This window comes from Providencia burhodogranariea DSM 19968, assembly GCF_000314855.2.
GTDB lineage: Bacteria > Pseudomonadota > Gammaproteobacteria > Enterobacterales > Enterobacteriaceae > Providencia > Providencia burhodogranariea.
In genome coordinates this window covers 404,523-430,537 of record NZ_KB233224.1, presented here as the reverse complement: position 1 = coordinate 430,537, position 26,015 = coordinate 404,523, and the positions used below count along the sequence as shown (strand labels likewise).

Annotated in this window: 21 protein-coding genes, 1 tRNA gene and 1 pseudogene; 13 read left to right on the top strand and 10 right to left on the bottom strand. The window is 40.1% G+C overall.

Annotated features, from left to right (window positions below):
* Positions 1–828, bottom strand: a complete 828-nt coding sequence (gene pilM / locus OOA_RS15865) for a pilus assembly protein PilM (protein WP_008913181.1) — start codon at positions 826–828, stop codon at positions 1–3.
* Between the two features lie 116 nt (positions 829–944).
* On the opposite strand from pilM, the gene mrcA reads away from it, so the two are divergent.
* A complete protein-coding gene (mrcA, locus tag OOA_RS15860; RefSeq protein ID WP_008913180.1) occupies positions 945–3,476 on the top strand; it encodes a peptidoglycan glycosyltransferase/peptidoglycan DD-transpeptidase MrcA in 2,532 nt (843 codons plus the stop codon).
* An 80-nt stretch (positions 3,477–3,556) separates the two neighbouring features.
* Here mrcA and nudE read toward each other — a convergent pair whose 3' ends face one another.
* Positions 3,557–4,108, bottom strand: coding sequence for an ADP compounds hydrolase NudE (gene nudE, locus OOA_RS15855; RefSeq protein ID WP_008913179.1), 552 nt, complete (start codon positions 4,106–4,108; stop codon positions 3,557–3,559).
* Positions 4,109–4,412: 304 nt separating this feature from the next.
* Between nudE and OOA_RS15850 the strand changes: the two genes are divergently transcribed.
* The 6 genes from OOA_RS15850 to OOA_RS15825 all read left to right on the top strand — a co-directional run bounded on the left by OOA_RS15850 (position 4,413) and on the right by OOA_RS15825 (position 11,406).
* Positions 4,413–6,506, top strand: coding sequence for an IgaA/UmoB family intracellular growth attenuator (locus tag OOA_RS15850; protein WP_040691702.1), 2,094 nt, complete (start codon positions 4,413–4,415; stop codon positions 6,504–6,506).
* A 54-nt stretch (positions 6,507–6,560) separates the two neighbouring features.
* Complete coding sequence (hslR, locus tag OOA_RS15845; RefSeq protein ID WP_008913177.1) at positions 6,561–6,959, top strand: ribosome-associated heat shock protein Hsp15; 399 nt, start codon at positions 6,561–6,563, stop codon at positions 6,957–6,959.
* A gap of 275 nt (positions 6,960–7,234) precedes the next feature.
* Entirely contained in the window at positions 7,235–8,107 is an 873-nt protein-coding gene (gene hslO / locus OOA_RS15840; RefSeq protein ID WP_008913176.1) for an Hsp33 family molecular chaperone HslO, read from the top strand.
* 205 nt (positions 8,108–8,312) lie between these two features.
* The gene (gene pckA / locus OOA_RS15835; protein WP_008913175.1) at positions 8,313–9,932 is read left to right on the top strand and encodes a phosphoenolpyruvate carboxykinase (ATP); all 1,620 of its coding nucleotides are present in this window, start codon (positions 8,313–8,315) and stop codon (positions 9,930–9,932) included.
* A 271-nt stretch (positions 9,933–10,203) separates the two neighbouring features.
* Positions 10,204–10,620 carry a hypothetical protein gene (locus tag OOA_RS15830; RefSeq protein WP_008913174.1) on the top strand — a complete coding sequence of 139 codons (417 nt, stop codon included), beginning with the start codon at positions 10,204–10,206 and terminating at the stop codon, positions 10,618–10,620.
* A 318-nt stretch (positions 10,621–10,938) separates the two neighbouring features.
* On the top strand, positions 10,939–11,406 hold the full coding sequence (locus tag OOA_RS15825; RefSeq protein ID WP_008913173.1) for a hypothetical protein: 468 nt from the start codon (positions 10,939–10,941) through the stop codon (positions 11,404–11,406).
* 501 nt (positions 11,407–11,907) lie between these two features.
* Here the strand turns inward: OOA_RS15825 and OOA_RS20925 are convergent.
* From OOA_RS20925 to OOA_RS15800, 5 genes are all read right to left on the bottom strand, one after another.
* Complete coding sequence (locus OOA_RS20925) at positions 11,908–12,114, bottom strand: hypothetical protein (RefSeq protein WP_236611250.1); 207 nt, start codon at positions 12,112–12,114, stop codon at positions 11,908–11,910.
* Between the two features lie 94 nt (positions 12,115–12,208).
* Complete coding sequence (locus tag OOA_RS20920) at positions 12,209–12,475, bottom strand: hypothetical protein (protein WP_008913171.1); 267 nt, start codon at positions 12,473–12,475, stop codon at positions 12,209–12,211.
* Between the two features lie 13 nt (positions 12,476–12,488).
* A complete protein-coding gene (locus OOA_RS15810; protein ID WP_040691771.1) occupies positions 12,489–12,962 on the bottom strand; it encodes an Hcp family type VI secretion system effector in 474 nt (157 codons plus the stop codon).
* Between the two features lie 278 nt (positions 12,963–13,240).
* A complete protein-coding gene (locus tag OOA_RS15805) occupies positions 13,241–13,939 on the bottom strand; it encodes a pirin family protein (protein ID WP_008913169.1) in 699 nt (232 codons plus the stop codon).
* 432 nt (positions 13,940–14,371) lie between these two features.
* The gene (locus OOA_RS15800) at positions 14,372–15,568 is read right to left on the bottom strand and encodes a BaiN/RdsA family NAD(P)/FAD-dependent oxidoreductase (RefSeq protein ID WP_008913168.1); all 1,197 of its coding nucleotides are present in this window, start codon (positions 15,566–15,568) and stop codon (positions 14,372–14,374) included.
* A gap of 378 nt (positions 15,569–15,946) precedes the next feature.
* On the opposite strand from OOA_RS15800, the gene pitA reads away from it, so the two are divergent.
* Positions 15,947–17,434 (top strand): inorganic phosphate transporter PitA, encoded by a 1,488-nt coding sequence (gene pitA, locus OOA_RS15795; RefSeq protein ID WP_008913167.1) that lies wholly within the window; start codon positions 15,947–15,949, stop codon positions 17,432–17,434.
* Positions 17,435–17,588: 154 nt separating this feature from the next.
* Here pitA and uspB read toward each other — a convergent pair whose 3' ends face one another.
* On the bottom strand, positions 17,589–17,924 hold the full coding sequence (uspB, locus tag OOA_RS15790; protein ID WP_008913166.1) for a universal stress protein UspB: 336 nt from the start codon (positions 17,922–17,924) through the stop codon (positions 17,589–17,591).
* Positions 17,925–18,491: 567 nt separating this feature from the next.
* Here uspB and uspA point away from each other — a divergent pair.
* Together uspA and gdhA are read left to right on the top strand one after the other, a co-directional pair.
* The gene (gene uspA / locus OOA_RS15785) at positions 18,492–18,926 is read left to right on the top strand and encodes a universal stress protein UspA (RefSeq protein ID WP_006657449.1); all 435 of its coding nucleotides are present in this window, start codon (positions 18,492–18,494) and stop codon (positions 18,924–18,926) included.
* 265 nt (positions 18,927–19,191) lie between these two features.
* Positions 19,192–20,523, top strand: a complete 1,332-nt coding sequence (gdhA, locus tag OOA_RS15780; RefSeq protein ID WP_008913165.1) for an NADP-specific glutamate dehydrogenase — start codon at positions 19,192–19,194, stop codon at positions 20,521–20,523.
* Positions 20,524–20,594: 71 nt separating this feature from the next.
* Here the strand turns inward: gdhA and rsmJ are convergent, their stop codons facing one another.
* Positions 20,595–21,359 carry a 16S rRNA (guanine(1516)-N(2))-methyltransferase RsmJ gene (rsmJ, locus tag OOA_RS15775; RefSeq protein ID WP_008913164.1) on the bottom strand — a complete coding sequence of 255 codons (765 nt, stop codon included), beginning with the start codon at positions 21,357–21,359 and terminating at the stop codon, positions 20,595–20,597.
* A complete protein-coding gene (gene prlC / locus OOA_RS15770; protein ID WP_008913163.1) occupies positions 21,352–23,394 on the bottom strand; it encodes an oligopeptidase A in 2,043 nt (680 codons plus the stop codon). The genes rsmJ and prlC overlap by 8 nt, the downstream gene beginning before the upstream one ends.
* A gap of 950 nt (positions 23,395–24,344) precedes the next feature.
* Here prlC and OOA_RS15765 point away from each other — a divergent pair.
* The 3 genes and pseudogenes from OOA_RS15765 (at position 24,345) to OOA_RS15755 (ending at position 26,006) form a co-directional block, all read left to right on the top strand.
* Positions 24,345–24,439, top strand: a tRNA-Sec gene (locus tag OOA_RS15765).
* A gap of 144 nt (positions 24,440–24,583) precedes the next feature.
* Positions 24,584–24,765 (top strand): annotated as a pseudogene (locus tag OOA_RS15760) (Arm DNA-binding domain-containing protein); the annotation flags it as partial.
* Positions 24,766–24,980: 215 nt separating this feature from the next.
* Positions 24,981–26,006 carry a virulence RhuM family protein gene (locus tag OOA_RS15755; protein ID WP_008913161.1) on the top strand — a complete coding sequence of 342 codons (1,026 nt, stop codon included), beginning with the start codon at positions 24,981–24,983 and terminating at the stop codon, positions 26,004–26,006.
* The last annotated feature ends 9 nt before the right edge of the window (positions 26,007–26,015 follow it).

Below are 26,015 nucleotides of genomic sequence, written 5' to 3'. Positions count from 1 at the left end.
TTAAATATCCTTATGGCGTAGTGCTAAACCCGCAGCAATGACAAACTCACCGAGTTGGCGAGGAATTTTCACCGTGTAATGATGAAAAGCTTGTAGTAGGTGCCATGAATGAATTGCCTGAGGCTCATGGCGGTCACTGATATAATAAAGGGGAATTTTTAATGGAACATTTTCATCAGTGAGCAACGGAATAAGTTGCGAGAGAGATGTGATTTCACCTTCTTGGATTTGATTATAGTTAGCAGGTTGGCTTACAGGGCCAGCCCACAGCCATTCTCCTTGGCGATAGTGTACAAGCCAGCTTTCATCAGGTAACCCAGCATATCTTGCGATATAGCGTAAAACACAAGGTGCCACATCAATCGCGGTAAGTAAGAAGCCACTTTGATGAAGTAAGTCTTGCCAAAAGGTTATTTCTGTCTTGCGTACGCCGTTTAAGTAAGCGTGATTATTTATAATTCGATAATCAACGACCATCTCTTCCGAACTGAGAGGAAAAAGCTTTTCAGCACGACTATGTAAGTACCAACCCAATTCTGGCTGCTGCAAGGGGACTTGTGCAGGTAATACAAATTGTTGTTTTAATGTTCTTAAAGAAGAAAACGCAATAGAGACCTGACAATTTTTAGGTAATTTCTGACGCCATTGTTTTAGAATTTTCAGTAGTATGAGGTGTTTGTTATTTTCAGATTGGCTGGCGATTTCGTTTGGAATATTTTGTTGCCAACATTCACACAGATACCAGCGTTTACGGCTTTGTTTTGCGGCAACGAGTTGAATCGTTGTTTGGCAAAGGTCGATTCCAATGTGCCATTTTTGTGAATACATAGATAATTTCCTTATCATCAACACATAAATTACGATTTCTATTGAGCTGTATAAGCTTTATACTACGTGCCAGTTATATCTAAACCCTCCTGCCTGTTGAGTATGGGAATTATCCGGTGAAGTTCGTAAAATATTTTTTCATTTTTGTTATTTGTTGCATTTTTTTGGGAACCGCTTCGATTTTTGGCATGTACAAATATGTCGAAGGTGAATTACCTGATGTTGCAGCAATGAAAGACATCCGCTTACAAACGCCGATGCAAGTCTTCAGTTCTGATGGGGAGTTAATCGCACAATATGGTGAAAAACGCCGTATTCCATTGCCATTGGCTGATATTCCACCTCTTATGGTTAAGGCTTTTATTGCGACTGAAGATAGTCGTTTCTATGAACATCATGGTATTGACCCGATTGGTATTTTCCGAGCTGTAACTGTTATGGCATCATCGGGACATGCTTCTCAGGGGGCGAGTACTATCACGCAGCAACTAGCAAGAAACTTCTATCTAAGTCCAGAAAAAACGCTGATGCGTAAGGCAAAAGAAGCCTTTCTTGCTATACGAATTGAGCAGATCTTCACTAAAGACGAGATCATGGAGCTGTACCTCAATAAAATTTATCTTGGTAACCGTGCTTATGGTGTCGGTGCCGCTGCTTATGTTTATTTTGGAAAAACAGTTAATGAGTTGACGCTGAGTGAAATTGCAATGATTGCAGGTTTACCGAAAGCGCCTTCTACGTTTAACCCGCTTTATTCGTATGACCGTGCAGTTAATCGACGTAATGTAGTACTTGGGCGCATGTTAGATGAAAAATACATTACTCAAGAACAGTATGACCAAGCGAGAAGTGAAAAAATTGAGGCATCCTATCATGCCCCTAAAATTGACTTTTCAGCGCCTTATCTTGCCGAAATGGCACGTAATACACTGTATACACAATATGGTGAGGATGCTTATACCGACGGCTATAAAGTGTATACCACTGTTATTCGTAAAGACCAGCTAGCTGCAACCGATGCTGTACGTAATAACCTGATTGATTATGATGTTCGACATGGTTATCGCGGCGCGACAGAGGTTCTATGGACACCTCCAGAGCCAGCTTGGGATACTGAAAAAATCATTGAAAAACTTAAGAAATCACCGGTGTATGGGCCTTTATTGCCAGCAGTTGTGCTTTCTGCTACTGATAATGATGCCACGGTTCAATTGGCGGATGGCTCAACAGAGCAAATTCCATTAGCGGGTGTTCGTTGGGCTCGTAAATTCATTTCAGATACTCAACAAGGCGCAACACCTAGGACGGTTAACTCTGTTGTTAAAGCTGGTGAGCAAATCTGGATCCGCCAGGTAAAAGATATTTGGTGGTTAGGCCAAGTGCCTGATGTGAACGCAGCCTTTGTTGCTTTAAATCCAAATAATGGCGCTATTATTGCGTTAGTCGGTGGTTTTGATTTCAATATGAGTGAGTTTAACCGAGTGACTCAGTCACTACGTCAGGTTGGCTCAAACATTAAACCTTTCTTATATACAGCCGCAATGGATAAAGGATTAACACTTTCTTCATTACTCAATGACGTGCCTATTAGCCGTTGGGATGCAGGTGCTGGTGCAGACTGGCGTCCTAAAAACTCACCAGCTCGTTATGATGGCCCTATTCGTTTAAGACAAGGATTAGGTGAGTCTAAAAACGTGGTGATGGTGCGTGCAATGAGAGCGATGGGCGTTGATTATGCGGCTGATTATCTGACACGCTTTGGTTTCCCAGCTGAAAATATAAATCGTACAGAAGCACTTGCGTTAGGAGCTCCATCCTTTACTCCAATGCAAATGGTACGAGGATATGCGGTGATGGTAAATGGTGGCTATTTAATTGACCCTTACTACATTGAAAAAATTGAAGATCATGATGGTAAAGTGATTTTTGAAGCACAACCAAGGATCGCGTGCCCTGATTGTACCGATATTCCGGTGATATATGGCGATACTGAGCGGACTATAGGGCTCAAAGGGTTGGATGATGAGTCTACTGAGGAAGTTACCCAATCTGGCAGTACAGGTGCTGTGCAGGAACCGACAATGGAAGTAACAACTACTCCACCAGAAGATATTGCTCCTGAAGATAAATATGCGCCTCATGTGATCAGTACTCCGCTAGCGTTCTTAATTCGTGATGCAATGACAACTAATATCTACGGAGAGCCAGGTTGGTCTGGTACAGGTTGGCGTGCAGGAAGGGACTTAGGTGGCCGCCGTGATATTGGTGGAAAAACAGGGACAACAAATAGTTCGAAAGATGCTTGGTTCTCGGGTTACGGTCCTGATGTGGTTGCATCAACTTGGATAGGATTTGATGACAATAAACGTTCATTAGGTCGAACAGCAGCAAGTGGCGGTGAAGCCGGTGCTAAAAGTGCTCAACCAATGTGGGATGACTTTATGAAATCCATCTTAGAAGGTGTTCCTGTCACCATGATGAAGCCACCTAAAGGCGTGATTGCTGTTTCCATAGATAGCAAAACTGGGAAGCTGGGTAATTCACGTAAAGAATACTTTATTGAAGGCACTGAGCCTAAAGATCAAGCTATTCAAGAAGTGGGGACAACCATTTTCGAAGAGGGTGGTGGAAGCCAAGAGTTATTCTAATAAAAATGCCGCCTCATTATTTAGGCGGCTTTTTTTCGAATAGTACTAACAGGTCAAGTAGTTCTATTTGAACAATAGCACTAACCGAGATTTTTTAAAAAACGCTCAAGGTAAAATAGTGCGCTAATATTACGAGCTTCATTGAAATCTGGGTGGTCAAGCAGTTCCATCATACGAGCAATTGGCCATCTGACTTGTTGCAAAGGTTCTGGTTCATCACCTTCTAGTTTTTCAGCGTAGAGGTCTCTGGCAACAAGAATATTCATCTTGCTCGAAAAATAAGACGGTGACATGGTGAGTTTGGCAACGGGTATAATTTGATGAGCACCAAAGCCGACCTCTTCTTTTAGTTCCCGCTGTGCAGCCTCAAGAGAGGTCTCACCAGGGTCTATTGCTCCCTTCGGAAAACCTAATTCATAGTCTTCAATACCGACAGCATATTCTCGTATAAGGATTAAACTATCATTAATGATAGGAATGATAAGAACCGCTTCACGTTTCGCTGGGCGCATTCTTTCATAGACGCGCTTTTCACCATTGCTAAACTCGAGGTCAACAGATTGGATGCTGAATAGTTTGGAATGAGCAACATCCTGAATATTCAATATTTTTGGCTTTTTAAGCTCTGTCATAACGATTCCCGAACAGGGTAAATGAAAATTCTGTATTAAAAAATACCGGTAGCGGACAAAAGTCGCTTTTTATACAGATGTTAACTATGACCCATATCAAAAAAAAATGATAGAGATTATCGGGTAGATAAAATACTGTTAGTATATCAGCCGGATAAAAATAGCATTAATTAATAAATATAATAGTTTAATTGCAACATATTGTAAAATAACATAAAAATAAGAAATAGAATAGGAATTGACTTATATAGAGGCAGCGTAGTGATTGCTATGCTTTTCTTGATATTATTTCATTGGGGATAAAATGAGTATTTACGTCATTATATCGGCTATATTAATAATTAGCTTAACTATAATGGCTTCCTTTCTGTTTTTCAGGCGGGGGCGGAATTCTGGTATCTATCAGATCCCAACCCAAGCTGAACCTTCTTTTCGGAAAATGATTGATTCCGATTATCAAACTATCTCCCAATATTTACGTACTAGTCATTCTTATCCTCTAGATACTGACCAAGCACAGTGGCAACTGAAAAAAAATTCGGTTATCGCAACAGTCTGCAATTCAGTGACGCGTTTTAATTTACGTCAAGAGCACTCAAATACTTGGCGTTATTTTATTGATACCGTTGAAGTCAGGCTTCCCTCGCAGCTGGAGCCATATTTACAGCAACAAAATGTCATGGAACTGGTCGAGACCAACCAGTTGCCGCTTATTATTTCGCTAAATAATTTTTCACTGAAAGATTTTAGTTATGAATGGTCTTCTGAACCGATTGTTGAAATAGCTCCCCCTGAAGCAGCTATCTACGAACGGGGTGAGCCTAATGTTCAACTGTTGCGTGTACGAAAAGAAACGCCAGAAGAACATCGATTACATAACTCATCGGGTTGGCTTGGCGCTATCCTGATTAGCTTGAGTTTTCTATTAGGTTACTTAGCATTAATCACAATCCCATTTTTACAATCATGGGGATTTGTCGGTGCATTTATCTGCTTTATTGTTGGTCTTTTGTTGTTATTCCGTGGGCGGGTATTTCCAAAGCAACCTCAAAATGTTCAGTGTATTTTTGGGCAACCTCAGCGCTGGGAATTATATGGTGAACTTGATAAAAGGCAATCTTCAACTGTGTCAATCGGTGGGACTGACCTTTACTACCCAGCTCACTGGGAACCGTATGTTCATAATGAATTAAATAAAGCAACCAACATCGATATGTATGCGTCAGGGGAAGTTCTTCGGCATGGGCAATATCTCTCATTACATGAAGAAGAGCGTTACTATCCTTATCGACGATATAAAAAAAATCTACTAATACTGATAACAGGGCTATTAGTTTTGATTTTTATGTTTTCCTATCAGCCAATTAGTTTGCCCGTAAAATTAGGTTTTGCTTGGCTTGAAGGGGTAGAAAAAGTCAAAGTCACCAACGTAGAAGAGTTAGAAACTCGCAAGCTCAAAGTTGGTGATAGCTTGAGCGCAAAAGGGGCTGGGATGTGTTATCGCCCTCCAAATTTGTCGGATTCTAATCGAGCGCAATTTGCTCCCTTTGATTGTTCTGGAATTTATTGGAACAATACGAATTTAGTGCCTGACCCAGAATCCGAAATTGTTGAGCGTGCCATTCAATTACTGCATACCGTTAAAAGTCAGTTACATCCTGAAAATGGCGGCACAGGTGTTAACCCTCGATTACAACGAGATATTATGAAATCAGGGATGAATATTATTTTTGATTTTTCTGAAATAATATTAAAAACCAATGAATTGTGCGGTGATGGGGATCCTTGCTCGAAACTAAAAAATGCATTAATTAATTTAGGAAGTACTGATGATTGGAACGCATTAGTTGCCAAAGCATCAGCAGGTAAATTAAGTGGTGCACATGTTTTATTACGTGCAGGAAGCGCAGAGGCCTTGGAAAAGCTAGTTGAAGGCACCACATATGATTTTATCAAGGACGAAGTTGAAAAAGAAACGGCCAAACTGAATAGCCCTTCACCGGGTGGTGTTCTGCTAGTCAGTGATGAAAATAAGGCATTAGTGGATTTCATCGCAGGAACTGTATTTAGTGATATGACGCCGTTACAACGTTGGTTAGAGCTTAAGCGTATATCCAACCTACTGATCAACACACCATTTGATATAGAAGGTATTATCACAAATTTATCGACGGATGCTAATGGCACCTTGCACATTGCGTTACATAGCAACCCCAGTGAACAACTGCTATTTCAATATGTCAGCAGTGCTCTATTTGTACTTTTTTTGGGCATCTGTGTGATATTAAATGGCACGTTAGTGATATCCCGTATCATGAACAACAAAAAGCATTTACGTAATATCAAGCAATACTATGATAAATGCTTTGAGGCAGACAATCCTTCCAACCAAAGATAGTCTTACCCAAAATGATGGGGCCTCATTTTAAAGACAGGCATTGAGGATGACATCATGAAACAACCACCTGTAGAACAGGTTCGCCTTGATAAATGGCTATGGGCAGCGCGTTTTTATAAAACACGCTCAATGGCTCGCGATATGATTGATGGTGGGAAAGTTCATTATAATGGGCAAAGAACTAAGCCGGGCAAGATTGTTGAACTAAATGCGTTAGTGAGACTTAGGCAAGGTAATGACGAACGAACGGTCGAAGTTTTAGAAGTTAATGGTCAACGTCGAGGTGCGCCTGAAGCTCAGCTACTTTATCGTGAGACATCTGAGAGTCTTGAACAGCGTGAAAAAGTGGCGCAAGCACGTAAAATGAATGCGTTAACCATGCCTCATCCAGAACGACGTCCAGATAAAAAAGAACGTCGTACCCTGCTAAAATTTAAACAAACGAAGATTTAATGATCTTTATATGGTTGGTTTTTATTTAAATTAAAAGCGTTTTAATCAAGGTGAGTGATTTAATCCTTAACAGTTTAGGAAAATACCACTTTGTGCTACATAAAGCGGCTTTATCTGATGTTCACTTGAAAGTGATTTTGAGTCGACCCCATATTAATTATTGTTATTTCATTAAAAGCTTACTCTTCAAATTGCCGCAATATAAGCTCAAAAGTAAGCAGATCGCAATTCCCATGAGTCGTCGTAATCGACGTACTAAGTAATAGAGAGAAATTATGGCTAAACAAGACCTACTCCACCGCTTCCTGTTCGAACAGCATGCTGTACGTGGAGAGATGATTACTGTCGATGAAACGTTTCAACAAATTCTAGATAATCACGATTACCCAGACGCGGTGAAAGGGCTATTAGGTGAACTGCTCGTTGCAACTAGTTTACTTACCGCAACCTTAAAGTTTGATGGTGATATTACGGTCCAAATCCAAGGTGATGGCCCTGTAAACTTAGCAGTAATCAACGGTAATAACCTACAGCAAATGCGCGGTGTTGCCCGCATTGATGGCCCTGTTGTTGCTGGAAGCACGTTAAAACAGATGATCGGTAATGGTTTTATGGTGATAACCATTACACCAACCCAAGGTGAGCGTTACCAAGGTATCGTCGCAATGGAAGGTGAAACCATAGAAGAGTGCATTGATGCTTATTTTATGCAATCAGAACAACTGCCAACACGCTTATTTATCCGTGTGGGTGAATCAGATGGCAAAGCAATTGCGGGTGGCATGCTATTACAAGTATTGCCTGCGGCAGAAGAGGGCAGTCATGACCTATTTGACCATTTAATTCAGCTGACTGCGACGATTAAAGGTGAAGAGCTGAGTCAACTTGAGGTTAAAGAGGTTTTACACCGCTTATATCATGAAGAAGATGTGACGTTATATGCGCCTCAAACCGTGGAATTTCGTTGTACTTGTTCGCGTGAACGTTGCGAAAGTACTTTAGCGACTTTGCCGGAAGAGGATGTTGTCGATATATTGCAGAAAGATGGCAAAATTGATATGGAGTGTGAATATTGTGGATCGCACTACGTATTTATTGAATCCGATATTCAAGGGTTAAAAAAGGAACTAAATCAGCAACTTCACTGATACGATTTAGCAACCTAATTATGTGACGAGGGTGCAATTCTGCACCCTTTTTTTGTATTTTTAAAGGATTATTACGTGCTCCAAGTCTCATTATCGATTAAAAAAAATTATACATTTTCAATTCTTTGATAGCTATCGCTGTTAATTAGTCGTAAAGAATTATGATCATCTGTAGATTAATTATGATTACCCAGGAGCAATAATAATGAGCGCTAAAAGTATTACACTTAAAGAACTTGAGCAGTATGGCATTCATGATGTGACAGAAGTTGTCTATAACCCAAGTTATGAGCTGCTTTTCACGGAAGAAACTAAACCTGGATTAGAAGGTTATGAGCGTGGCACAGTTACCACTTTAGGTGCTGTCGCGGTTGATACCGGTATTTTTACGGGGCGTTCACCAAAAGATAAATATATCGTCCGAGATGACGTCACTCGTAATACTGTTTGGTGGGCTGATCAGGGTAAAGGTAAAAACGACAATAAACCAATGACCCAAGAAATATGGGGTGAATTAAAACATTTAGTTACTGAGCAATTGTCAGGCAAACGTCTGTTTATCATTGATGCATTCTGTGGTGCTAACGCAGACACTCGACTGAAAGTTCGTTTTATTACCGAAGTAGCTTGGCAGGCGCATTTCGTCAAAAACATGTTCATCCGCCCGACAGATGCAGAGCTAGTTGGTTTTGAACCTGATTTTATTGTGATGAACGGTGCAAAATGCACTAACCCTAATTGGAAAGAGCAAGGTCTGAACTCTGAAAACTTTGTTGCTTTCAACCTGACAGAGCGTATGCAATTAATTGGTGGTTCTTGGTATGGCGGTGAAATGAAGAAAGGAATGTTCTCAATGATGAACTACCTACTGCCGCTCAAAGGTATCGCATCAATGCATTGTTCTGCTAACGTCGGTGAAGATGGCGATGTAGCCATCTTCTTTGGCCTGTCTGGCACAGGTAAAACAACACTGTCTACGGATCCAAAACGTAAGTTGATTGGTGATGATGAGCATGGTTGGGATGATGATGGTGTATTTAACTTTGAAGGTGGTTGCTATGCAAAAACTATCCATCTTTCTAAAGAAGCCGAGCCAGACATCTACGGAGCGATTAAGCGTGATGCACTATTAGAAAACGTGACTGTTCTAGCAGATGGCACGGTTGATTTCGATGATGGTTCAAAAACAGAAAACACACGGGTTTCTTACCCTATCTACCATATCGAAAATATCGTTAAGCCTGTTTCAAAAGCAGGTCATGCCACAAAAGTCATTTTCTTAACAGCAGATGCATTTGGTGTATTACCACCAGTGTCTCGTTTAACCCCAGAACAAACACAGTACCACTTCCTATCAGGCTTTACGGCTAAACTGGCGGGGACAGAGCGTGGTGTTACAGAGCCAACTCCAACGTTTTCTGCGTGCTTTGGCGCGGCATTCCTATCACTGCACCCAACGCAATACGCTGAAGTATTGGTAAAACGTATGGAAGCAGCAGGTGCGAAAGCTTACTTAGTCAATACTGGTTGGAATGGAACAGGTAAGCGTATTTCTATCAAAGACACGCGCGCTATCATTGATGCTATTTTAAGTGGTGACATTGAAAAAGCAGATACAATCAAGTTGCCAATCTTTGATCTTGAAGTTCCAACGGCATTACCAGGCGTTGAAACCAATATTCTTGATCCACGTAATACTTATGCAGATAAGTCGCAGTGGGATGAGAAAGCGAAAGACTTGGCTGACCGCTTCGTGAATAACTTTGACAAGTATACAGACACCCCAGCGGGTGAAGCTCTGGTCAAAGTGGGTCCTAAGAAGTAAGCAATTTGCATAAACTAAATGATAAGGCTCTGAATTCAGAGCCTTATCAGATATATGGGGTTTTTCTTCGTTGGGTTCAGAATGAAGCTCTGCGTTACAAGAAAAAGAAAACCTTCTTTTTCCTTTTTAGCTAAGCCTAGTTAGCTTTGGGAAGGTTATACTTATAAAACGCCTCAAACATACAAGAACAAATTTTGTCCGTTCTCAGCATTACCTGTGTTAGTATTTGCCTTATGTTGATATCATGTTTTGGTAATATAAGGAAATTCATATGGCTAGTAGAGATGATATAGAGCGGGAGAAACTAATTTATTCGGATGAGATCGGATGGATTGATGAAAATCATGCCCAAGCCCAAGGAACTGATGCAATTAACTTAAAAGCTCAGATGGAAGGCGAGAACGTATCTCGTGACCTTTTTAATCAATTTCCTTCACTTATGTCAACCCCATTATTTAAAACGCATTTTGTTGTTGAGTATAAGCAAAACATGGAAAGGTATGGGTATACGGCGGGGGGAAAAACTCAATGGTTAGTTAGGAGAGGGTTAAATTCAGAGGATAAAAAATCGATTGCTTTGGCTATTATGTTAGATATGACTATGCATTTTGAGGGGTTGCAAGATAATTGGTTCTATCATGGGATTTTAAGAAGTGATAGTGGATTTAGTGGTGAAGATATTATTTAAAATTTATTTGGTTTCTATAAAATATACGAACCAAGGAATTATAAACCTTTACTTAAAATAGCTTCAAAAGATAAAGCCCTCCGAATTTGGGAACACTATGGTTCAATTGGAAATTTTAAAAATAGAGAGCTACGTCCTTGGATATTCCCTGATCCTTTAATTTACCCTAATTCTAAGCCATACAAAAAAGAGCTACCTTACTTTTTAAAAACAATCACACCTATTAATCTTCGATTAAACAATGGAAAAGTAGAGCCTTTTTCGCCAGTTGAATACATACATTCTTACCATTTGAGCCGCTTCATTCCGTTTAGATAAATGAGTTATCATGAAAAAGAGAAAAATTTGCTATTTTTTGATTTTCTTTGTTTTTTCCTATTTATTTATTTATTTATCTTATTTTCTCCTGGAGGGAATATCGGATTATATAATTACGTCTATTCTTATGTGTTGGTTGACAAAGTCATCAGAAATGCACCCTTCAAAGAATATGCTTCAGGTTATTCTCATTACCAATTTGATAGATTTACTGAAGGGGGATCTGAAATTTATTATTGTAAGATCCCATTATCTGAAATTGAGTCAGTCAGAAACGGATTAAAATCTTATTTAATGACCTCTTTAGAAGTAAAGAGAGCCCCGGCTGAATCGTATGATAGCGAAGATTTATATCGATATAGATCTGTAGAGAACGAAAAAAAATCATTTATAATCAATGTGTATGAAAGTAAAGGTGTAAAATGCGTTTCATTATCTGAGGATACAGAACCTACTTTCATTGATTAATATTTAAGGTGCTAAGCACCTTAAATAGCGTTCGTTAAATATTTACCACTCTAGTTTTTCTTCATAAATATATTCAATACTAAATCACATATTGATGCAATAATCGTAATGAAGAAAGTCATCCCTACTAGATATGATTGTGATATAAAATATAGAAAATGATCCAATTTAGAAGTGGTTACGTTATAAACCTTCAATGGCAATTGAAGACTAATATCAAAGTACCACATGACCATTGAGAAAATGCTAGGAATTAAAAAATATATTAATACGCGATAAATGATATTTAGATGGTTTTTTAGATAAAAAATAAATATAGGAGCCAGGATAGCTAAGTAACCTAAAAAGTAGAAACTCATTGACTTATGGTAAGCAAACAAAATAGGCGAAAAATTACTTCCCGGTTTATACAGTGTAAAAAACAATTGATTGCCGACCTCTAGATAATAAAACACAACTCCTATAATGATTGATATATAAGAGAACAGTGCTTTTTTAACATTAGTAGGCATTCGGTGAGAAAAGACCATAAGGAAGAAAACCTTTTTTTTGATGAAATTCAATTAATTCATACTTCAATCCAATGGGTGTTCTAAAACCAACGCCTAAATTTTTAAATATTCCGCCACTTTGTTGTAAAACTGTAGCAACTTGAGAAGCGCAATCAGCTATACCTCCTCCACCGTGGTCTAATATAATATCTTTCAAGCGTTCAGCATGTTCTCTAGGGATAATGAATTCTATAACAACAACGCTTTCACCATCCCCTCGATGATATGACAGCTAATCATCCCAATTAAAATCAGGATATCCAAAAAAAATCACCTGACCCCCTAGTGGTGATAACACCTTTCGGGCATTGGTTGTCTTTACACCCTGTATAGCTTCCTGCTGGGTCATATAAAAAGGCGTCTTCTCCCTCTCCTATAACTAAACCAATATGACCGATAAAAACAGTATTAGCCATTACGTAGATCTTAACAGGGTCTTCCATCAGCGTTTCGTAAATAGGCTCAAGCGAATGATATACAGGGATATCGAAACGATTGTTGTACACGTCATTTCTCATAACTACATCACCTTTAGATATTATTAGATATGCTATAACCCGATGTGCTGGCTGCTATATGATTAACCGTGATGCTTTCATATCTCAGCGATACTGTCTCTAAAGGGTAAGACTCATTCTCTATCAGTGAATTAGGATGAATATTTTTTATTCGAACAATTGATGATTTGGTGAGTCTTATTGTTTTGTAATGAAGCAAACCGCCACTTTTGTCAATCCGATGATATTTGAATTCACAATCTAATATCTCGTTATTTGTAATGGCAGAAAGCAACAAGGGTGATGATTTGTCATCAGCTTTGATAAAGATGAAATCTGCATGAGAGACGTTTTGGTTACGTGCGATGTCATAATCCGTTGAGTAAACTAATATTTCATCTGTGTGCTCTGACTGATATCTATTACCCACCGAGTCATAGGTAGAGCATCCAGCAGAAATCAATCCCTGTTTACCACCTTTTAATGTTAAGTAAATTATATCTGACATTATGCTCTCTTTATAATTCATTAAATTTGCCTTAATTAATGCAGATAATGTTGATATTTACAATAGGAAGGTATTTAATTTTGAAGATCAAATCTCGATAAAACCCCCAATCAAACAATTAAATGCTATCCGTAGAGGTGAGCTGAAACTTAGGCTATTTGAGTCTAGTTAATTTGGCTAGGGATGTCGGATTTGTAAGTAAGTACACACTAATATACATAGAAAAACCCCGCATAAGCCTTATATACGGGGTGATGGGATATCATTTAACGCGTTGGTTAATCAGCAGCGGGTAGATCAAACAATAAAATTTCGCTATTTTCATCAGATTTAATGGTTAGACTATTTTCCTGCCAAATCGCTAAACCATCACTGGTTGTGGCTGCTTGACCATTGACTTCAATATTACCTTTGACAACTTGGATCCAGACAACACGTTTATCTTCGATAGTATAAGTCTGCGTTTCATTGGTTGGTAATGCCCAGCGCGATAGTGTCATATCCTGATAGACCTTTAACGAGCCGTCTCTTGCATCAGGTGATAGAACTAACTGTTTGCCACTAGTTGAATCAAAGCGTTTTTGCTCATAACGTGGTTTTACGCCAGCTCTTTCTGGCATAATCCAAATCTGATACAGATGAAGCGTTTGTTTATCATCAGGGTTAAATTCTGAGTGACTAATACCTGTACCTGCACTCATTATTTGGAACTCGCCTGCGGGAATTTGCTCTATGTTACCCATGCTATCTTTATGTGCTACAGCGCCCTCAAGAACATAGGTCAGAATTTCCATATCTTTATGGGGATGAGTACCAAAGCCTTGCCCAGCATCGATAAAATCTTCGTTGATGACACGAAGTGCTGAAAATCCCATAAATTGCTCATCATAATAATTTGCAAATGAAAAGGTATGCCAGCTATCTAACCAACCATGATTGGCATGGCCGCGTTCGTTTGCTTTGCGTAGGTAGATCATTGTGTTATCTCCTTAATAGCTGGCCTCCGATCAAGGTTGGAGCAGCTCTAAATTTGTTGATAACAGTTTAATCAAATTGAGGGGAGAGAGAAGTAGCTAGGATTGACCGTAGAGTCCAAAAATTTTGAACAACATTCTAGATAAAAAAATAGCCAGCACGAGGCTGGCTAAACTAAACACTGGAAGCAATGTGAGCAATGTCGTACTGCCAAAACAGTTGCTGAGTAAGCTATGTCGTGGGAGTAATTTAATGATAATAGTTATCACTATCGTTTGTAAAGCCTTTTTTTTAATCAAAAAGGCATAATTTATAATAAAAAATGCAATTATATGATTTCTATAAAAATTAATAATATCCATTATTTTTCAATGGATTAAGTTATTTATTAGATCTGCGAGTTTTTTGAATGATTCACATAAACAGTAAGGTCATTATTTATTTAAAGGTAAATTTTCTGCACAAGCCGATGCTGAGCTCCATGCCCATTGGAAATTATATCCTCCAAGCCAACCCGTCACATCGACAACTTCACCAATAAAATATAATCCTGTGGTTTTGAGGGATTCCATGGTTTTTGAAGAGATCTCATTGGTATCAACACCCCCTAATGTCACTTCAGCAGTTCGATAACCTTCGGTTCCATTTGGTTGTACTTGCCATTCATGTAAGGTGTTATGTAAGGTTTCTATTTGTGCATGGTTAAGCTGCTTGATTGCACAGTCAGGTATCTGACCTAATTCCTGTAAAACCTCAATTAATCGCTTAGGCAGTAATTTGGTGAGTGTTGTCTTCAGCGATTGATTAGGATGTGATTGCTTCTCTTCGTTTAAATACTGCTCAAGCGAAATTTCAGGAAGTAAGTTGATACTTACAAACTCACCAGGTGCCCAGTAATTGGAGATCTGTAAAATGGCAGGGCCTGATAAGCCTCGATGAGTAAATAAAATATTTTCTTTAAATATTGTGCCATCAGCGGCAGTAACAGTGGCGGCAACAGAGATACCCGAAAGCACTTGCAGTGCCTCTAATAGCGGCTTATGCAGTGTAAAAGGCACTAAAGCGGCGCGAGTGGGTAAAATACGATGCTCGAATTGTTCTGCGAGGCGATAACCAAAGGGAGTTGCACCTAAGCCGGGCATGGATAATCCACCAGTAGCGACAACAAGTGAGTGTGCACTTACTTCATCACCATTAGCGCTGACTACAAAACCTTGATCTGTTTTCTCAACTCTAGTGACTTCGCTACGTAATTTGATGGTGATATTGGGAGAACGACACTCTTCTTGAAGCATATCAACAATATCTTGTGCGCTGTTATCACAGAATAACTGACCCAAGGTTTTTTCATGGTATGGGATGTTGTATTTGTTGACTAATCCAATGAAATCCCATTGTGTGTAGCGAGCGAGTGCTGACTTACAAAAGTGAGGATTTGCCGATAAGTAATTAGTATGATCTGCATAGATGTTCGTAAAATTACAACGTCCACCACCAGACATGAGAATTTTTCTGCCGAGTTTTTTTCCGTTATCTAATACCAGTGTATTAAGACCGCGTTTTCCTGCCAGTGATGCACAGAACAGGCCAGCGGCACCTGCACCAAGAATAATAACGTCATATTTTTTCACAATAAAAATTCTCTATATATATTTGATTCTAAGCACAATAACCACGATGAGAAAGAGTATATTACGTGATAAGGCAGAGGTTGTAATGCCGAGCATCGTTTAACAAGTAATGAAAAGTCCTGAATACATATTATAATTAGAAAAATTCGCCAAAAAAGATGAATTAACTTTTATTTGTGTGGAATTTTATCGAAAAAGTTTCGAAAAATCAGAACAAATTAAATTTATATAATTTATTGATAAATATAAGGTAATTACTATGCGCTACTTTTTAATCAGGTAATTAAATCAAAAAAAGGTTAGATTTTGCTTCCACCGCTAGCGTTTGTCACTGATAATGCGCCGCGTTCATGACCAACATAAAATGGCTTAACGTCTATGCTACATCTTTTTACAGGTTTAGAATTTTACACTGGCCTATTGTTAGTGCTTGCACTGTTATTTGTGCTGGCCTATGAGGCTATCAATGGTTTTCATGATACCGCTAATGCGGTAGCAACAGTTATTTATACCCGGGCAATGCGAGCTGAATTCGCGGTTGTTATGGCGGGTGTATTTAACTTCTTTGGTGTTCTGCTCGGAGGGTTGAGTGTTGCTTACGCAATTGTTCATCTGTTACCGACAGATCTCTTGCTTAATGTGAGTTCAGCTCACGGCCTTGCGATGGTTTTCTCATTGCTATTGGCTGCAATCATCTGGAACCTTGGAACCTGGTATTTTGGTATTCCGGCATCAAGTTCTCATACCTTGATCGGAGCCATTATTGGTGTTGGTTTAACCAATGCAATAGTGACTGATTCATCCATCGTTGATGCGTTGAACGTACCGAAAATGATCAGTATCTTCCTGTCCTTAATTCTTTCTCCTGCTATCGGTTTTGTGGTTGCTGGGCTAATGATTTTTGTACTACGCCGTTATTGGAGTGGAACAAAAAAACGCCGCCGTATCCACTTAACACCAGCAGAACGTGAGAAAAAAGATGGTAAGCGCAAGCCACCATTTTGGACTCGTACCGCATTAATTATTTCCGCGATTGGTGTCAGTTTCTCTCATGGTGCAAACGATGGGCAGAAGGGCATTGGTCTTATTATGCTAGTGTTGATTGGTGTTGCACCTGCTGGCTTTGTCGTGAATATGAATTCAAGCGGTTACGATATCGCGAAAACTCACGATGCCGTTGTTCACTTGCAGCAGTACTATGAAACTCATAAGCCGGCATTAAACCACGCAATTGAAGCTGCACCAGTTTCGTCTCAAATCAACGAAATCAATGAAGAATTCCATTGTGATAGCACTCGTACATCAGCCGTTCTGAATCAAGCTCAAACAATGCTCAGTGGTATTCAAAGCTATGATGAATTAACACCTGATCAACGTAACCATATGCGTCGTCTGTTAATGTGTATTTCTGATACAGCTAACGCCGTGGCTAAGTTGCCAGAGACTAGCTCACAAGATGCAAGCTTACTGAAAAAATTGAGCAAAGACCTACTGTATACCGTTGAGTATGCGCCTATTTGGATCATCATTGCAGTGGCACTTGCGTTATCTATCGGTACTATGTTCGGATGGAAACGTGTTGCAGTCACTATTGGTGAAAAAATTGGTAAGAAAGGCATGACTTATGCTCAAGGCGTTTCTGCACAGGTAACAGCTGCGGTTTCGATTGGTGTAGCAAGCTATACTGGTATGCCAGTTTCCACAACCCAAGTATTGTCATCTGCTGTTGCAGGGACCGCGGTGGTTGATGGTGGTGGAGTACAGAGCAAAACAATTAAGAGTATTGCCTTGGCATGGGTATTAACCTTGCCTATCTCTATCGGGCTTGCTGGTGGTCTGTACTGGATTGCGTTGTTGTTTATCTAGTACTTAACGGATTTGCTCACGTACAGCTTTTGGTACAGCAAGAATAAATATAATAGTGATGACCTTTACGGTTCATCACTATTTTTTTGTCTTTAAAAAGCTAAATAAGATCATTTGAGAGTAGATAAGTGATTATTATTAATAAAATGACTAATTAAGACGCTATAAGCAGATAAGCTAAGCTGACCACAACTAATACACTTAGCTGGCTAATATGTAAAAACTGGTTACGGATCCGGTCACAACGACGTATCACTTCTGAGTCGAAGTGGTCGAGATATTGTTTATTATTGATGTAACGAATGAGTTTTAATTGCTTATTGAATTGCCCATGAGTGGTAAAAAAACCATTCCCATCGACAGATTGGTAAAGCAGTGGGTCTGTATCCCGAAGGATGTAAAGCAAAACTCGGAGCGAAGAAAAATAGCGCATCATATTTATGATGCAAAGAATGCATAAAGCCCAAAACAACGCAATCATACTGAACATACTCACCCCCTAAGATATCAGCCTGAGCTGTCGCTACTAAGGAAATAAAGCAAACACAGCAAACATAGTGTCAATTGAATTGACACTTTTAAGTGTAGGATAATATTTTGCTTAAAAAAAGCGCCAGTATGAGTATTTTTGGGCAATTTTCATTGAATTTTGCGCCTATAAAAAAGTGATCTTGGGCAAAATGGCGCCATAGCAGGATGATTGGCTGCTAAAATGTTTACTATTTGTTTATATTGAAAAAAACAAACACAATTCTCATTTATGGATTAATATTACTTAAGGTGAGCATATGGACATGCAACTTGAGTTGTCTAGAGCTGTTGATATTCGTCATTCTGCAAGTTGTATGACAGTTGATTACATGCAACTCGAATTATTTTTGAGATACGTGATATATTGTTTTCTAACATGTTATGTGGTTTAAGATAAATGTGGCTAATCTGCAGAGGTGTGATCAAAACGACAATCATCTGTCGTAATATGCAGGTATAGTATTCATAAGCTATTGGTGAGTTAAATGGACCACCACAAAATCAGCATTCGGAAGGAGTTTACTTTATGGCGTACAAACATATTCTCGTAGCGGTAGATTTATCACCTGAAAGTAAAGTATTACTGGATAAAGCCGTCTCTATGGCAAAACCGTACGGGGCTAAAGTATCCATGATCCATGTTGATGTAAATTACTCAGATCTCTACACCGGTCTTATCGATGTAAATTTGGGCGATATGCAACAGCGTATCACGGATGAAACCCGTAACTCGCTGAAAGATCTTTCTGCTGGCGCAGGTTATGATATTCAGGAAACATTGAGTGGTAGTGGTGATTTAGGTCAAGTTTTAGTCGATGCGATTAAAAAATATGATATGGACCTTGTTGTTTGTGGTCATCACCAAGATTTTTGGAGCAAGTTGATGTCATCAGCTCGCCAGCTAATCAATACAGTCCATGTGGATATGCTGATTGTTCCACTGAATGACGAAGAGGAATAATCAATTCAGTTAGAATTGAAATATTATTCGCTAAAAACGCTTGCTTATGCAGGCGTTTTTTTCGCCTAAAAAAATTTAAAATAAGTGAGTTATTGTCAGGTCAAGAAATTTTTTTTACTCTAGAATAAAAAAAAACCTTGAAACATGAATACAATCTAGTGATATATTCAATAAGCAAATACAAATCAAGCTCACATTTCCTAAAAAATAATCATAAGAAACGGTGAGAAACATCACAGCAAAATTTGAAAAAAGGAAGGTATAGATGAATTCACTATCGTCATTTTTGGAAACAGTTCAAAAAAGAGACCCTCAACAACCTGAATTCCTACAAGCCGTTCGCGAAGTTTTCACCTCACTTTGGCCATTCTTAGAAAATAACCCAAAATACCGCGACCAAGCGCTACTTGAGCGTTTCGTCGAACCTGAAAGAATCATTCAATTCCGTGTTTGTTGGGTTGATGATCAGGGCAAAGTTCAAGTGAACAGAGCTTGGCGTGTGCAGTTCAGCTCCGCGATTGGTCCATTCAAAGGCGGTATGCGTTTTCACCCTTCAGTAAACCTCTCTATCCTAAAATTCCTTGGTTTTGAACAAACATTGAAAAATGCACTGACAACATTACCGATGGGTGGTGGTAAAGGGGGTTCTGACTTTAACCCGAAAGGCAAAAGCTACGGTGAAGTGATGCGTTTTTGTCAGTCACTGATGACTGAGCTGTATCGTCATTTGGGTCCAGATACAGACGTACCTGCGGGTGACATCGGCGTTGGTGGTCGTGAAGTGGGCTTCATGGCAGGGATGATGAAAAAATTATCCAACGATACTTCATGCGTTTTCACGGGTAAGGGGCTTTCCTTTGGCGGTAGCTTAATTCGCCCAGAAGCAACCGGTTACGGTTTAGTCTATTTCACTAACGCGATGCTAAAACGCCATGGTTTAGGCTTTGATGGTATGCGTGTTGCTGTATCAGGCTCAGGTAACGTTGCTCAGTATACCATTGAAAAATGCATGGAATTGGGTGCAAAAGTGGTTACAGCTTCTGACTCTAACGGTACTGTGGTTGATGAAGCTGGTTTCACACCAGAAAAATTAGCACGCTTAGAAGAGATCAAAAATAACTATGGTCGCGTTGAAGCTTACGCAGAAGAGTTCGGCTTAACTTATTTGGCTGGCCAGCAACCATGGTGTGTTCCTGTTGATATCGCTCTACCATGTGCGACACAAAATGAATTAGATACAGACGCTGCTGAGCTGCTGATCAAAAATGGCGTTAAAGCCGTTGCTGAAGGTGCAAACATGCCAACGACTATCCCTGCAACTGAACTCTTCCTTGAAGCTGGCGTATTGTTTGCTCCAGGTAAAGCAGCTAACGCAGGTGGTGTTGCAACATCAGGTCTGGAAATGGCTCAGAATGCTGCACGTATGGGCTGGAAAGCTGAAAAAGTTGATGCTCGCTTGCATCACATCATGTTGGATATCCATAACCACTGTGTTGAGTATGGTGGCGAAGCTAAGCAAACCAACTATGTACAAGGCGCAAACATTGCAGGCTTTGTTAAAGTTGCCGATGCAATGTTCGCACAAGGTATTTTGTAATTATCTGATTTAACGTACGCGAAAGGGCTATTGTATTAATGGGTAATTTCATGAATACAAGCCCTTCGCCGTTACGTTTTAATACAGGGATAAATATCAAATCGGTGACTTTTAGTGGTTACAGCTGACGGCGCTTTTTGTCCCGCAAGAGGTTCCGCATAATCAGGTCGCTTTACCACAACACGACGCTTAGCTAATGCGAGAGCCGGTACCAATAAAGCATCAGCATCATCATCAGCCCCAACTAATGACTGAAATACTCTCATCTCTTTTTTAACCAAAGCGCTTTTTTGGCGATGTGGATACATTGGGTCAAGATAAATAACGTCGGGTGGTGACTCAATATCCGCTAATGCAGTAATACTGGAAGCATGGATAAGCGACATTCGTTGTTTAAGCCATTCACCAATTTCGACATCCTGATAACCACGTTGTAGACCATCATCCAAAAGTGCAGCTACGACCGGATGACGTTCAAGCATTCGGACATGACAACCCAGAGCAGCAAGTACAAAAGCATCGCGCCCAAGCCCTGCGGTTGCATCTATCACATCGGGTAAATAGTCTTTTTTAATGCCAACCGCTTTAGCGACGGCCTCACCGCGCCCACCACCAAATTTGCGTCGATGTGCCATCGCACCTGAGACAAAATCGACAAAGATGCCACCGAGTTTCGGTTCATCCATCTTGCGTAGTTGCAAATTTTCAGAGGTGAGAACTAATGCCATAATCGCATCAGGGTTATGAACAAGTTGCCATTTTTCAGCAAGTTGGGAGAGGGTGCCAGCATCGGCCCCCTCTTCACAGATCAACTGGATCTTGATGTGATCAGCCATTGATACCATAGCTCTTCAACATTGCATCCAATTCTGGTTTACGACCACGGAAACGTTCGAAAAGGACCATTGGCTCTTCTGAACCACCACGGCTTAAAATATTATCAAGGAATGATTGGCCTGTTTCACGGTTAAAGATACCTTCTTCTGCAAAGCGAGAATAAGCATCCGCTGCCAGTACATCCGCCCATAAGTAGCTGTAATAACCTGCCGCATAACCACCCGCAAAGATATGGCTAAATGCATGCGGGAAACGGCTCCATTCAGGTGATGGAACAACCGCGACTTTTTGTTTAATAGCATGAAGTGTTGGCATGACTTGCGCGCCTTTCGCTGGATCGAATTCAGCATGCAGGGTGAAATCAAACAGACCAAACTCGAGTTGACGCAGTACAAACATGGCAGATTGATAGTTTTTCGCTGCCAACATAGCATCTAACATTTCACGTGGTAATGGTTCACCAGTTTCATAGTGACCAGAGATAAATTCAAGCGCTTCAGGCTCCCAGCACCAGTTTTCCATAAACTGACTTGGCAATTCAACCGCATCCCATGGCACACCATTGATACCTGCTACATCGGCAACATCAATTTTTGTCATCATGTGGTGCAGGCCATGACCAAACTCATGGAACAGTGTAATCACTTCATCATGCGTAAACAGAGCAGGCTTATCACCCAGTGGTTTATTGAAGTTACACGTCAAGTAAGCAACTGGATTTTGCAATGAACCATCTTGATGAACCATTCTGCCTGCACAGTCATCCATCCAAGCCCCTCCACGTTTGTGTTCACGTGCATAAAGGTCAAGATAGAAGCTACCGCGTAATGCGTTGGTATCATCATATAGCTCAAAGAAACGGACATCAGGGTGCCATATTTCGACATCCTTGCGCTCTTTAGCGGTTAGGCCATAAATACGATGAACGACTTCAAACAGACCTTCTACAACACGCTGCTCTGGGAAGTAAGGGCGCAGTTGCTCATCACTGAGAGAAAATTTGTGCTGTTTTTGTTTTTCGCTGTAATAAGCTAGATCCCAAGATTCGAGCTTATCGACGCCATAATGTTCTTTAGCGAATGCAGTCAGTTCAGCTAATTCATCTTTACCTTGCTGGTGGGCGCGATCGGCTAAATTATTTAAGAAGTCTAATACTTGCTCAGGGGATTCCGCCATTTTAGTCGCGAGAGATTTCTCAGCATAATTTTTGAAACCCAGTAACTGAGCTAATTCATGGCGCAGAGCCATCAATTCATCAATCAGTTCGCTATTATCCCATTTGCCTGCATTTGGGCCTTGGTCTGATGCGCGGGTGCTAAAGGCATGGCTCATTTCACGACGTAGTTCGGCATTATCGGCATAAGTCATTACTGGTAAATAGCTTGGCATATCCAACGTCAGCATAAAGCCGTCTTCTTCTTTTGATTCTGCCATTGCTTTAGCGGCGGCAATAGCGCTTTCTGGCATACCCGCTAGCTCGCTTTCATCTTTAACCAGCTTGCTCCAGCCCATTGTCGCATCGAGGACGTTGTTGCTGAACTTAGAGCCGATTTCAGACAGACGCGCCACAATCTCACCATAGCGCTGTTGTTTTTCAGCAGGCAGGCCAATACCGGATAGCTCAAAGCTACGCAGGGTATTTTCGATAGATTTTTGTTGAGATTGGTTTAGCGATGCAAACTGAGGGCTGTCTTTAAGAGATTTATAAGCTTGATATAGTGGCTCATGTTGCCCCATCCAGGTACCGAATTCGGAAAGCAACGGCAGAGATTTCTCATAGGCTTCACGCAATTCTGGACTATTTTTGACTGAATGAAGGTGGCCAACAGGAGACCATACACGGGATAGTTTATTGCTTGCTTCTTCAAGCGGTAGGCAAAGATTATCCCAAGTATATTGATTGGTTGCCGACAAGAGACTTTCGACGGTTTCGCGATATTCATTGAGAACTTGCTCAACGGCAGGGAATACATGCTCAGGCTTAATCGCAGAAAAATGGGGTAGTACAGAATCGGTTAATAATGGGTTTGTCATATAAACATCCTGTGATAGCAGGCTTGCGCTCGTAGGCCAAGACTTACTGTATTGACAATAAGTTAAACGGCTGACCCGAGTTAACGAAAGCAGCACGCCACTGTGAACATGTAGAATTATATGGGGGCGAAAATGAAAACCTCAATATACGATAACGCTTTTTATTTTTTAGCTTTATCAATAAGTGTGAAGATATTCGCCCTATTTCAAGTTGTCATTAGTTACGTGTTTAAGTCTAGCGGATGGCTGTAGGGTGTTGAGCTTGTAGGATAAATTTTTGTTTGTTTACTTAAGATGAAAGAGACAAGGTGAAAAGCTTGCTGCTTACAGAGTCATGATAGGTCATTTAGCTAATCTGACGTCGGGATAATAGTGGGTAAGAAGGAATAAGAAAGGAATGAAACGTGGGTTCAGCATCTTAGATCAACAGAAATTAATGATACTGGAACCCTCAATAGGCTATCAGGTTAGGTGACCAATAGGTTTTGTAAGAATTGCAATTTGAATGATTCAATCATTATTTAATCGGGTACTAATTTGGAATGGGTTGCTAATGATGTGTAATGCAATGAAAAATAAAATTATTCACATTTTATCTTTGTAATAAAAAAGATTTTTTGGCAAAAAACGTGACATGTCACGCTACATATTTATTTATAAAATTGCTTTTTCTCATGTTCATAATGACGTAATAAATCACCATTCAACTTGAAATATGACTAGTTTCCTTGACGAATAGCAGACTAATAGTCGGATAGCAGATAACACAGTCTAAAGTTATGTTGAGAATATCATTGCTCATGGTTTAATTCGAATTCAGCTAAGTTATCTAAATTTCTCAGGTATTTTCGTGCGTTATTTACCAACAACCCGAATTATTTTGTATTTATTTGATTTGATCGACTTTAGAAAAGAATCTGAGAGGGCTATAATCGAACATCTACTGAAAAGGAAGATCGTCGTCTCTGGTGAGGCGGCTGGATTTCAAATCCAGTTGGGGCTGCCAGCAGTCCCGGGCAGGTTCGACTCCTGTGATCTTCCGCCAATTTTCCTCCCCTCTCGCCCGAGAACGTCTAAAAACCCTTTAAATTCAATATAAATAGCTAATGGCTCGTTCGTATACATCCGACACCATCTCCCTGAATCCAGAAAAAATATGTATAGTGTTATGTATAGAATTTTTATACACATGGCACTGACAGACATACAAATTAAGTGCGCAAAACCTCAGGATAAAGCCTATACATTGAACGATGGACAGGGCTTATCAACCCTGATAGCTCGAAAGGCTGGCGCTTTCGTTTCCGCTTTGCAGGTAAGGCTCGGTTGATGTCTTTTGGCAGCTACGACCTTGTAACCCTTGCAGAAGCGCATGCTACGATTAAATTGAATAAGGCGCTGTGGGTGATGACTGACAAGATGCACGAACATTTTTCTAGAAGAGAAAAAATTTCAAAAATGGTAGCACATTGTTTTTCATAAAATAATGTGCTTGCTATCTATTTGCTGATGGCCTTATTTTTTTGTTAAACATACTATATTGTTGTTCACAGTTTATTCATAGCACACAGAACGGAGGTAATTTGATGATCGATAATCTTCCTGAAGCACCACAGGGTGAATTTGTTTTGTTCCGCAGTGAAGATGGTCAAACTCACGTCGAATGCCGCTTTGAATCCGATACACTGTGGTTATCTCAGACTATGATTTGCGAGCTTTACGGTAAAGCTAAAGCCACGATTAGTGAGCATATCAGCAATATTTTTACTGAAGGCGAGTTAGTTGAAGATTCAGTTGTTCGGTTTTACCGAACAACTGCGGATGATGGTAAACAGTACAATGTGAAATACTTCAATCTCTCAATGATCCTTTCGATTGGTTACCGTGTCCGTTCAGTTCGCGGCACACAATTTCGCCAGTGGGCAACACAAACTTTAGAACAGTATCTGATCAAAGGGTTTGTGATGGATGATGAACGTCTGAAGAATCCGCCTATCGGTCAGTCAGTCGTGCCGGATTACTTTGATGAGATGCTCGAACGCATCCGTGATATTCGTGCCAGTGAGCGGCGAGTATATTTACGGGTGAAAGAGATCTTCACCATGGCAGCGGACTATGAGCCTTCCAATAAAGAAACCACTCGTTTCTTCCAATCCATTCAAAACAAACTGCATTTTGCTTGTACGGGAATGACTGCCGCTGAGCTTATAGCTAGTCGCGCAGATGCCAGTCAGCCAGATATGGTCTTAACTAGTTATAAGTCGGGCGAAGTGCGTAAAACGGATGTAACGGTTGCGAAGAATTATCTACGTGAAAATGAGCTGAAAGAATTAAACCGTATCGTCAATATGTGGCTCGATTTTGCTGAAGACCAAGCACTGCGCCGTAAGCAGGTTTTTTTACAGGATTGGGATACTAAGCTGGATCAGTTTTTAAGTTTCAATGACCGAAACGTATTACAAGGTGCTGGTGGAATCAGTAAGAAAGCGGCTGATGAAAAAGCCAAAGAGATATTTGATACCTACGCGAAAAAGCGTCGTCAGTTAAAAGAAGCCGAGGGGGCGAGGGCGAATATAGCAGCACTAAAAGACTTACTGAAAACAAGTAAATAAAAGAAATGA

What these genes read in the sequence shown, in the direction of transcription:
- pckA (WP_008913175.1), top strand. Translation starts at nt 8,313, where the DNA reads ATGAGCGCTAAAAGTATTACACTTAAAGAACTTGAGCAGTATGGCATT.
- OOA_RS20920 (WP_008913171.1), bottom strand. Translation starts at nt 12,475, where the DNA reads ATGAGAAATGACGTGTACAACAATCGTTTCGATATCCCTGTATATCAT.
- OOA_RS15830 (WP_008913174.1), top strand. Translation starts at nt 10,204, where the DNA reads ATGGCTAGTAGAGATGATATAGAGCGGGAGAAACTAATTTATTCGGAT.
- OOA_RS15755 (WP_008913161.1), top strand. Translation starts at nt 24,981, where the DNA reads ATGATCGATAATCTTCCTGAAGCACCACAGGGTGAATTTGTTTTGTTC.
- gdhA (WP_008913165.1), top strand. Translation starts at nt 19,192, where the DNA reads ATGAATTCACTATCGTCATTTTTGGAAACAGTTCAAAAAAGAGACCCT.
- OOA_RS15810 (WP_040691771.1), bottom strand. Translation starts at nt 12,962, where the DNA reads ATGTCAGATATAATTTACTTAACATTAAAAGGTGGTAAACAGGGATTG.
- hslR (WP_008913177.1), top strand. Translation starts at nt 6,561, where the DNA reads ATGAAACAACCACCTGTAGAACAGGTTCGCCTTGATAAATGGCTATGG.
- uspA (WP_006657449.1), top strand. Translation starts at nt 18,492, where the DNA reads ATGGCGTACAAACATATTCTCGTAGCGGTAGATTTATCACCTGAAAGT.
- uspB (WP_008913166.1), bottom strand. Translation starts at nt 17,924, where the DNA reads ATGTTCAGTATGATTGCGTTGTTTTGGGCTTTATGCATTCTTTGCATC.
- nudE (WP_008913179.1), bottom strand. Translation starts at nt 4,108, where the DNA reads ATGACAGAGCTTAAAAAGCCAAAAATATTGAATATTCAGGATGTTGCT.
- rsmJ (WP_008913164.1), bottom strand. Translation starts at nt 21,359, where the DNA reads ATGGCTGATCACATCAAGATCCAGTTGATCTGTGAAGAGGGGGCCGAT.
- OOA_RS15850 (WP_040691702.1), top strand. Translation starts at nt 4,413, where the DNA reads ATGAGTATTTACGTCATTATATCGGCTATATTAATAATTAGCTTAACT.
- prlC (WP_008913163.1), bottom strand. Translation starts at nt 23,394, where the DNA reads ATGACAAACCCATTATTAACCGATTCTGTACTACCCCATTTTTCTGCG.
- hslO (WP_008913176.1), top strand. Translation starts at nt 7,235, where the DNA reads ATGGCTAAACAAGACCTACTCCACCGCTTCCTGTTCGAACAGCATGCT.
- OOA_RS15825 (WP_008913173.1), top strand. Translation starts at nt 10,939, where the DNA reads ATGAGTTATCATGAAAAAGAGAAAAATTTGCTATTTTTTGATTTTCTT.
- pitA (WP_008913167.1), top strand. Translation starts at nt 15,947, where the DNA reads ATGCTACATCTTTTTACAGGTTTAGAATTTTACACTGGCCTATTGTTA.
- OOA_RS15805 (WP_008913169.1), bottom strand. Translation starts at nt 13,939, where the DNA reads ATGATCTACCTACGCAAAGCAAACGAACGCGGCCATGCCAATCATGGT.
- pilM (WP_008913181.1), bottom strand. Translation starts at nt 828, where the DNA reads ATGTATTCACAAAAATGGCACATTGGAATCGACCTTTGCCAAACAACG.